Below are 8484 nucleotides of genomic sequence, written 5' to 3'. Positions count from 1 at the left end.
AGGCTCACAGTTGTCTCCAACTACGGCCCCCACCTCATGCTCCCCGGCGCCAGCGGGGCCCACGCCTCCCCCGGCGCCCCCCCCGACTCGTCTCCCCGGAGCACACTTATGCGCCTCCGCACCACCACGGCCCTCGCCGCCCTCCTGGCCGCGGGCATCACCCCCCTGGCGATCGCCGCCCCCTCCGCCGCCGCGGCCGCGAAACTCAGCGACGACTTCAACGGCGACGGCTACCGCGACCTGGTCGTGGGCGCCCCCGAGGCCACCGTCTCCGGCAAGGAGTACGCGGGCGCGGTCACCGTGCTGTACGGCGCCGCGGCAGGTCCCGGCAAGGGCAAGAAACAGCTGATCTCCCAAGCCACCGCGGGTGTGGAGGGCGCGGCGGAGGCGAACGATGAATTCGGCCGGTCCGTGGCCTCGGCCGACCTCGACGCGGACGGCTACGCCGACCTGCTCGTCGGCGCCCCCTACGAGGACGTCACCGGCGCGAAGAACCGCGGCGGCGTCACCGTCCTGTGGGGCGGCGCGCAGGGCCTGAAGGGCAGTGCGGCGCTGCCGACGGCCGGCCCGTCCGCCGGTGCAACCGGCTGTGTGTTCGGCGTCGGTCTGTCCGCCGTGAATCCGAAGGCCGCCGCGGGGCGTGCCGTGGTGTCCGTGGCGGGCTGGTGTGCCACACGCCGGCTGACCGGCCCCTTCACCCGGAGCGGCAAGCCCGCCACCAACTCCCTCGAGATGTCCACCCCGTCCGCCGACGACACCCTCCTGGGCGATCTGAACGGCGACGGCAGAGCGGACTACGTCGACATCACCGTGGGCCTCTCCGACCACCCCGACGGGGGTGTGTACGTCAACCCCGTCGACGGCTCCGAGGACGAGATGCTCCCGACCGACGGGGACAACGCCACCATCGGGGACGTGAACGGCGACGGATTCGGCGACCTCGTCATCGGTGACCCGGCCGATGACGTGATCGACGGGACTCCCCGCGAGGGCACCGGCCACAAGGGTGGCCAGATCGCGGTCTGGCTGGGCAGCGCGCAGGGCATCACCCCCGCCGGCGCCCCGCTCCTCCTCCACCAGGACACACCCGGCGTCCCCGGCGCGGCGGAGCCGAACGACTCGTTCGGCAGTGATGTGAGCGTGGCGGACGTCAATGGTGACGGATACGGCGACATCGCGGTCGGCGTCCCCGGCGAAAAGCTCGGCTCGGCCAGGGAGGCCGGCAGCGTGATCCTCGTCCCCGGCGGCCCGACCGGCCCGACCGGCGCGGGCTCCCGCAGCATCTCCCAGAGTTCGTCCGGCGTCCCCGGCACGACGGAGCACGGCGACCGTTTCGGTTCCACCGTGCGCCTCGCCGACCTCACCAAGGACGGCCGTCCCGAACTCGTCGTCGGCGCACCCGGCGAGAGTGCCGCGGGCCGGAACAACGAGATGGGTGGCATCTGGGTGTTCAAGGGCACCCCGAGCGGCCCCACCCCGGGCTCGTCGTACAGCGTGATGGGCGAGGCCACCGGACTGTCCGCCGCCAGGTACAACCACTGGTCCTCGACCCTCGCCCCCTGACCCCCGTCCCCTCCGACACCGAGTGAACGCCCCCACACCCAGTCGCACGTACGGCTGTGGAGCTGGTCCGAGGACGTGCACCAGCTGATGAACATCTGGAACACCGACAGCGCGGCCGTCTCCGCCCTCGCCACGGGCGACTTCGACGAGGACGGCCACGACGGGTGGCTACGACCATGACGGCACCCCGGACGTGGCGGTCGGCTCCCCCGGCGAGATCGGTTCGTCGGGTGGCGTCCGGGTGCTCCCGTCGGCCTCGGTCGACGGCTCCCGCGGCGTCACCCCCGCCCGACTGGGCCTGCCGTCCCCGACGAGCGCGCTCACCTACGGCAAGACCCTGAGCAGCCACTGAGACCTGGCCTTCCGTCCCCTTAGGGGATGTCACAGGTCGGCCGCAAAGCCGGGTCCAATACCCCGGGCCCGGCACGTCACTCTCCGGGACCAGGTACGTTCGATTACGTGGCTGGATTCAGGATCGGACGCGGCCGGGACAACCGCACCCCGCAAGGGCGACCGCAACAACAACCGCGGCAGCAGCCGTACGGACAGCAGGCCCCTCGGGCCCCGCAGGCCCAGCAGTCCCCCCAGGGACCGGGCCGGCCGCCGTACGGCTACCCACCCGCGCCGCAGCAGCAGTACGGCGGACAGGGCTACGGCGGTCAGCCCCAGGGCGGGCAGCAGGGCTGGCCCCAGGCCGGCGGCGGCCCGGGCGAGCCGGAGTACTACGGCGACGGCGGCCAGGGCTATCCGCAGAGCCCGGACCCGTACGCGGCCAACCAGCCGGGGCACACCCAGGCCTTCGCGGTCGGCGAGGACCCGTACAACCAGGGTGAGACCTACCGTGCCGGTCAGGCCGCGGCCCCGCCGGTCGGCCCGCGCCTGTACTGGAAGGACCTGCTCAAGGGGATCGTCGCCCGCCCCAACCAGACCTTCCTGCAGATGCGGGACTACGCGATGTGGGGCCCGGCCCTCGTCGTCACGTTCCTCTACGGCCTGCTCGCCGTCTTCGGCTTCGACGGGGCCCGCGAGGACGCGATCAACGCCACGCTCTCCAACGCGGTGCCGATCGTCCTCATCACGGCGGTCGCGATCGTCCTCAGTACGTTCATCCTGGGCGTGGTCACCCACACCCTGGCCCGCCAGCTCGGCGGGGACGGCGCCTGGCAGCCGACGGTCGGCCTGTCCATGCTGATCATGTCGATCACGGACGCCCCGCGCCTCGTGGTCGCCATGTTCTTCGGCGGCGACGCGTCCTTCGTCCAGCTCCTCGGCTGGGCGACCTGGGTGGCGGCCGGCGCGCTGCTCACCCTGATGGTGTCCCGCTCGCACGACCTGCCGTGGCCGAAGGCGCTGGCGGCGTCGGCGATCCAGCTGATCGCGATTCTGTCGATCATCAAGCTGGGCACGTTCTAGAGGGGCTGGGCACGTTCAAGAGGGTCGGGTCCGGTGCATCCGCCCCCGTGGCTGAAGGCGGGGCGGATCAGCCGGCGGGCGCCGGCGCGATGTTCTGGTTGGCGTGGAAGAGGTTGTGCGGATCGTAGGTCCGCTTGATCGCCGCGAGCCGGTCGTAGTGGTCGCGGTAGGTGGACCTGACCCGCTCCTGGCTCTCGTCGGTGCCGATGAAGTTGACGTACGCACCGCCCATGGAGTGCGGGTGCAGCTCCTCCCAGTAGTCGACCGCCCACTGCCTGATGACCTCGGCGTTCGCGGGATCGGGATCGATTCCGCCGATGACGCCGGACCAGACGGCGTCCCGGTAGGCCCACGCCGTGTCGTCCGGGCCGGTCCGATGGGCGGCCGCGTCGACCGGATACAGGTGCATGGTCGACAGATCGGTGGGGAGGCCCTCCGCGTACTTGGCGTGCACGCCGATGGCGTCGTCGGTGATCCGGTCGAAGAAGTCACCGCGCCAGTACCACTGGAGCCCGGCGGGGATCAGCTGGTCGAACATGCTCTGCACCGCGGGGTACGGCATCGGCGCCGTGAAGTGGAAGGCGGGCGGCCCGGCGTCCCCTACCGGCGCGAGGACCTCCTCGACCCGGTCGACGTCGCCGGTCCAGCACCACACCACACCGCCCATCTTCTGGCCGTGGATCTCCTCGGGGAACGGCGGCCCCGGCGGCACGGCGAGCACCGCGAAGAACCCGTTCAGGTCCTCGGGCGCCTGCGGCAGGAAGTCGCGGTACCAGCGCAGTACGTCCTGGATGCGGTCCAGCGTCCACAGGGTGATCCCGAGACCGACCGTGTGCACGGGATGCAGGTCGAAGGTGAAGGACGTGACGACGCCGAAGTTCCCGCCGCCGCCGCGCAGCGCCCAGAAGAGGTCCGCGTGCTCCTTCTCGCTCGCGGTGACGAACCCGCCGTCGGCGAGCACCACGTCGGCGCTGAGCAGATTGTCCGCGGTCAGTCCGTACTTGCGGGTGAGGTGACCGTGTCCGCCGCCGAGGGTGAGCCCGCCGACGCCCGTCGTCGACATGATCCCGGCGGGTGTGGCCAGGCCGAACGCGTGGGTGGCGTGGTCGAGATCGCCCAGTGTGCTGCCGCCGCCCACCTGGGCGGTCTTGGTGACCGGATCGACGCGCACCCAGCTCATCGGTGACAGATCGATGGTGACGCCGTCGTCCACCAGGCACAGCCCGGGGCCACTGTGTCCGCCGCCGCGCACGGCGACCTCCAGACCGCGGTCGCGGACGAAGTCGACGGCGTCCATGACGTCGCCGGCGTCCCGGCAGCCCACGATGGCGGCCGGCCGCCGGTCGATCATCGCGTTGTAGACCGTACGGGCCCGGTCGTACCCGGAATCCTCGGGGGCGACGACCGGACCCCGCAGTGCGGTCCGCATCGCCTCCAGTGTGGTGCCGTCCATGACGATCGCTCCCCTCGCGAGGGCCCCGGCACCGTCATGAACCACGGGCGCGGTGGAACGTCACGTGCCCAATCGGACACCGCGGGGCTGACCCTCCCAGCGTCTCGCCGTGGAGGCGGGGGCGCATCCGCAGGGGCGGCGGGGGCGCATCCGCAGGGGCGGCCGGTCGGTGGTCGCCGGGTTACCGCGGTCCCGCGAAGCCTCACATCCGGGCCCTCAGCACGTCGACCTCACAGCCCGGCGCGAACGGGTCGAAGCCGTGCTCGGCCAGCCAGCGAACCGCCAGCAGGCTTCGCAACGACCACCACGCGCGGATCACGTCGAGGTCGACGTCGGCGCCGTAGCCGGCGATGACATCGCCGAGGTGCTCCTCATGTCCGAGCGTGAAGGTGGCGAGGTCGTACAAGGCATCACCCTGGCCCGCCTCGGACCAGTCGATGATGCCCGTGACCTCGTCGCCCTCGACGAAAACGTGCGAGATCTGCAGGTCGCCGTGGGTGAACGCCGCAGGCCACGGCCGGAGTGCGGCCTCGGCGACCTGCCGGTTGCGAGTGACCAGGTCGGCGGGCAGGACACCGTTCGTCACGAGCAGCTCGCACTCGTCGTCGAGTTCCGCCGCCAGCGTGCCGATGCTCCGGCCGGCCCGGCCGGGCCGGGGCGGCAGCGGTGCGTCGTGCAGCTTCCGGATGGCCGCGCCCGCCGCGGCCCACGCCGGGGGCGACCCGGTCGACGGCCCGCCGAGCTGCCCGAGCGTCGTCCCCGGGACTGCGGCGATCGCGAGCACCGGCGGCTTTCGCCACAGAACCTCCGGGGTCGGGACCGGCGCCAGGGACATCACCTCGACCTCGACGTCGATGCGCGCCTGATCGGCGTCCACCTTCAGGAACACGTCGCCGACGCGCAGGGTCGCGCGCTCGGAATGGGCGACGACGACTTCGACCTCATCCATGGGCGACCACTATCCCGGGGATGCTCGCCGACGTCGCCGGGTTTATCGCGTGCGATGTCGCCGGGTTCATCGCGTGCGATTACGCGGCTGACCGCGTAGTCGACTCCGCTCGGCTCGCTCACGTACAGACAAAGGCCTGAGGCCCCCGGCGATCACCGAGGGCCTCAGGCACATGGTGCGAACGTCACACGTCACACGTCACACAGCACACGTCAGAGCGCTTCCTTGTTCTCCTTGGGCGCCTCTCCCGACTTGTGTACCGGAGGCAGGACACTCCACGGAAAATTGATCCACTCATCCGTGCGCTTCCACACGTATTCGCACTTCACGAGGGAGTGCGGCTTCTCGTAGATGACGGCGCTGCGGACCTCGGCGACGGCGTCGACGCAGAAGTCGTGCACGAGCTTCAGCGTCTTGCCGGTGTCGGCGACGTCGTCCGTGATCAGGACCTTCTTGTCGGAGAAGTCGATCGCGTTGGGGACGGGGGCGAGCATGACGGGCATTTCGAGGGTGGTCCCCACGCCCGTGTAGAACTCCACATTGATGAGGTGGATGTTCTTGCAGTCGAGGGCGTAGGCGAGGCCGCCGGCGACGAAGACACCGCCGCGGGCGATGCTCAGCACGATGTCGGGCTCGTACCCGTCGTCGGCGATGGCCTGGGCGAGCTCGCGGACCGCGCCCCCGAATCGCTCGTAGGTGAGGTTCTCGCGCACGTCAGTCATGGAATTCGCTGCTCCCGAGGGTCTCGCCCCATTCGCTGGGCTCGCTGCGTTCGCTGGGCTCGCTGGGCTCGCTGCGTTCAGTGGACTCGTCGCCTTCGACGGACCGCCTGCCCGTGACGGACAAGCGGTCTGCGACCGACAGGCGGTCTGCGACGGACGCGCTGCCCGCGAGGGTACGGCTCGTCCGGCGCGTAGGCCTCACACCTGGGTCCGGTGGAAGTTCGTACGCGTCACACCTGGGTCCGGTGGAAGTTGAGGAAGGAGCGGGAGGCGGTGGGCCCGCGCTGGCCCTGGTAGCGGGACCCGTACCGGTCGCTGCCGTACGGGAACTCGGCGGACGAGCTGAGCTGGAACATGCACAGCTGCCCGATCTTCATCCCCGGCCAGAGCTTGATGGGCAGGGTGGCGAGGTTCGAGAGCTCCAGCGTCACGTGCCCGGAGAACCCGGGGTCGATGAAGCCGGCGGTGGAGTGGGTGACGAGCCCGAGCCGCCCCAGCGAGCTCTTCCCCTCCAGCCGCGAGGCAAGGTCGTCGGGAAGCGAAATGACCTCGTACGTGCTCGCCAGCACGAACTCGCCGGGGTGCAGGATGAACGGCTCATCGCCCTCGGGCTCGACGAGCCGGGTGAGATCCGCCTGCTCGACCGACGGGTCGATATGCGGGTAGCGGTGATTCTCGAACACCCGGAAGTAGCGGTCGAGCCGCACGTCGATGCTCGATGGCTGCACCATGGTTTCGTCGTACGGATCGATACGGACCCGTCCGGCGTCGATCTCGGCCCGGATGTCCTTGTCAGAGAGAAGCACGCCCCGAGGATACGCAAGGCGCGCGGACCGCCCACAATCGGACGGCCCGCGCGCCCACGAACTTCCTCGTTACCGCGCTGCTTCCACCGCTCAGTGTTTCTGCAGCGTCACCGGAACGACGCTCCGGAGCCGCGCACACCGCGGACACCTGATCAACCGACCGGGGCCGAGCCGCTCGGCCTGCTGCATCGGGAACGACGTGGTGCTGAATACGTGCCCCTCGGCACAACGGACGACGGTGCGCTCCATCAAGTCCTCGGATTCCCTTCCCCAGAGCCGCGTCTGACTGACGACGAAAGCCACATTACGGGATGAAAGGGACGGGCCTCCAGGCGGCACTCCGGTCCCGCCGGGACCCTCTCCAGCATCTCCACCGTACGCCCCAACTCCGGCCCACCGCAGCCGCGTCCACCCCCCGAAACGCCGCCTGACCCCGTCGGCTTCAGCACCGGGGGCCAGGCATGAGGTAGAGTGAGCGGGCATTCGACACCGGCTCAACCGGCGTCTTACGCGGGTGTAGTTTAGTGGTAGAACATCAGCTTCCCAAGCTGAGAGTGCGAGTTCGATTCTCGTCACCCGCTCCATATGTAACCCCCAGGTCGATGACCCGGGGGTTCTTTGTTGTCTAGACCGGTGGGCGGGGTGCACACCACGACCGCACCCGCTGACGAACCTCCGGCAAGCACAAACGGATTCACAAGCGCACGATGAGATACAACGCCTCATGGAAGGACGGATCCATGAGCAGGATTCGGCATTCCCGGCAACCACAAGCCCAACCACCACAGACGTGGGGCGCACGGCCACCCAGTCCGTCGCCATCCCAACCGAGCCAGTGGCCCGGACCTCAACAGGCTTCGCCACCAGGCCAACCGCCGTACCAGAGGCAGCCTGCGCCTCCCCCAAGGAAGCGCCGTCGCGTCTTCTTCTGGATCTTCCTGGCGGTCCAGATCCTGTTCCTGATCTGGGTGATAGCAGGCGCCGCCAGCGGCAGCGGAACGCCGGAATCGTGCTCTGGCCTGACGGGCGACAACCTCGAAGTGTGCAAGGACGCCGACGACATCGGCACCACAATCGGGGTCGGCCTGGTCGTCGCATTCTGGGTAGCCACAGACTTCATCCTGGCCCTTACGTACGTGATCTACCGGATCGCCAGCAGGCAGCCACGAACGTGAGGTCAACGGGGAAGAGCCGGCGAAAGCAGCCCTCTTCCGTGTGCGTCGTTGGCACCGGGACTGCGCAGCCGGACATCCGCCGGGAACCCGGGATTGTGAAGCTGGGCCGTCCGAGGCCGCTCAAAACCGGCGACCCGCAGCGCCTCAAGATGTACGAGGCCTCGAGGAGGCGTGGGCCGGAGGCTGCAAACCTCCTCGCCCGAGCACACCAGGTCGAGGGGAACAGCAGGGGGTCACAGGAGAGCGGTACACAGAGAGGACGCCGGGCGTCGGAGCGGAAGCGCCGAGCCAAGGCTGACCTGGCTGGTGGGGGGGGGGGGAGCCTCGCCCGGGGCCGGGCATTCCCCGCGCCCCGGGGCGGCTCCGTGTCGTCCCGGGGCGGCTCCGTGTCGTGCCCGGCTCG

The 8484-nt window shown here is 70.0% G+C and carries 8 protein-coding genes, 1 tRNA gene and 1 pseudogene; 5 read left to right on the top strand and 5 right to left on the bottom strand.

Going from position 1 to position 8484, the window contains the following annotated elements; all coding sequences use genetic code 11:
- Positions 1–108 precede the first annotated feature (108 nt).
- The 3 genes from ACFVYF_RS06905 to ACFVYF_RS06895 all read left to right on the top strand — a co-directional run bounded on the left by ACFVYF_RS06905 (position 109) and on the right by ACFVYF_RS06895 (position 2976).
- A complete protein-coding gene (locus ACFVYF_RS06905; protein WP_389451859.1) occupies positions 109–1563 on the top strand; it encodes an FG-GAP-like repeat-containing protein in 1455 nt (484 codons plus the stop codon).
- 193 nt (positions 1564–1756) lie between these two features.
- Complete coding sequence (locus ACFVYF_RS06900) at positions 1757–1915, top strand: hypothetical protein (protein ID WP_389451857.1); 159 nt, start codon at positions 1757–1759, stop codon at positions 1913–1915.
- A gap of 26 nt (positions 1916–1941) precedes the next feature.
- Entirely contained in the window at positions 1942–2976 is a 1035-nt protein-coding gene (locus ACFVYF_RS06895) for a Yip1 family protein (RefSeq protein WP_389451854.1), read from the top strand.
- Positions 2977–3043: 67 nt separating this feature from the next.
- Here ACFVYF_RS06895 and ACFVYF_RS06890 read toward each other — a convergent pair whose 3' ends face one another.
- From ACFVYF_RS06890 to dcd, 4 genes are all read right to left on the bottom strand, one after another.
- Positions 3044–4429: an FAD-binding oxidoreductase gene (locus tag ACFVYF_RS06890; protein ID WP_389451851.1), complete on the bottom strand. Its 1386-nt coding sequence runs from the start codon at positions 4427–4429 to the stop codon at positions 3044–3046.
- A 202-nt stretch (positions 4430–4631) separates the two neighbouring features.
- Positions 4632–5378: a phosphotransferase family protein gene (locus tag ACFVYF_RS06885; protein ID WP_389451848.1), complete on the bottom strand. Its 747-nt coding sequence runs from the start codon at positions 5376–5378 to the stop codon at positions 4632–4634.
- A gap of 212 nt (positions 5379–5590) precedes the next feature.
- Positions 5591–6100 carry a phosphoribosyltransferase gene (locus tag ACFVYF_RS06880; protein ID WP_389451845.1) on the bottom strand — a complete coding sequence of 170 codons (510 nt, stop codon included), beginning with the start codon at positions 6098–6100 and terminating at the stop codon, positions 5591–5593.
- Between the two features lie 230 nt (positions 6101–6330).
- Positions 6331–6906: a dCTP deaminase gene (dcd, locus tag ACFVYF_RS06875; RefSeq protein WP_389451842.1), complete on the bottom strand. Its 576-nt coding sequence runs from the start codon at positions 6904–6906 to the stop codon at positions 6331–6333.
- Between the two features lie 510 nt (positions 6907–7416).
- On the opposite strand from dcd, the gene ACFVYF_RS06870 reads away from it, so the two are divergent.
- Both ACFVYF_RS06870 and ACFVYF_RS06865 read left to right on the top strand, forming a co-directional pair.
- Positions 7417–7490: transfer RNA gene (locus ACFVYF_RS06870), tRNA-Gly, on the top strand.
- A gap of 384 nt (positions 7491–7874) precedes the next feature.
- The gene (locus tag ACFVYF_RS06865) at positions 7875–8081 is read left to right on the top strand and encodes a hypothetical protein (protein WP_389451839.1); all 207 of its coding nucleotides are present in this window, start codon (positions 7875–7877) and stop codon (positions 8079–8081) included.
- 23 nt (positions 8082–8104) lie between these two features.
- Here ACFVYF_RS06865 and ACFVYF_RS06860 read toward each other — a convergent pair.
- Positions 8105–8182: pseudogene (locus ACFVYF_RS06860) on the bottom strand (ATP-binding protein); the annotation flags it as partial.
- Between the last annotated feature and the right edge of the window lie 302 nt (positions 8183–8484).

The organism is Streptomyces sp. NPDC058274, from assembly GCF_042881375.1.
Lineage (GTDB): Bacteria > Actinomycetota > Actinomycetes > Streptomycetales > Streptomycetaceae > Streptomyces.
This window is presented reverse-complemented; position numbering and strand designations above follow the sequence as displayed.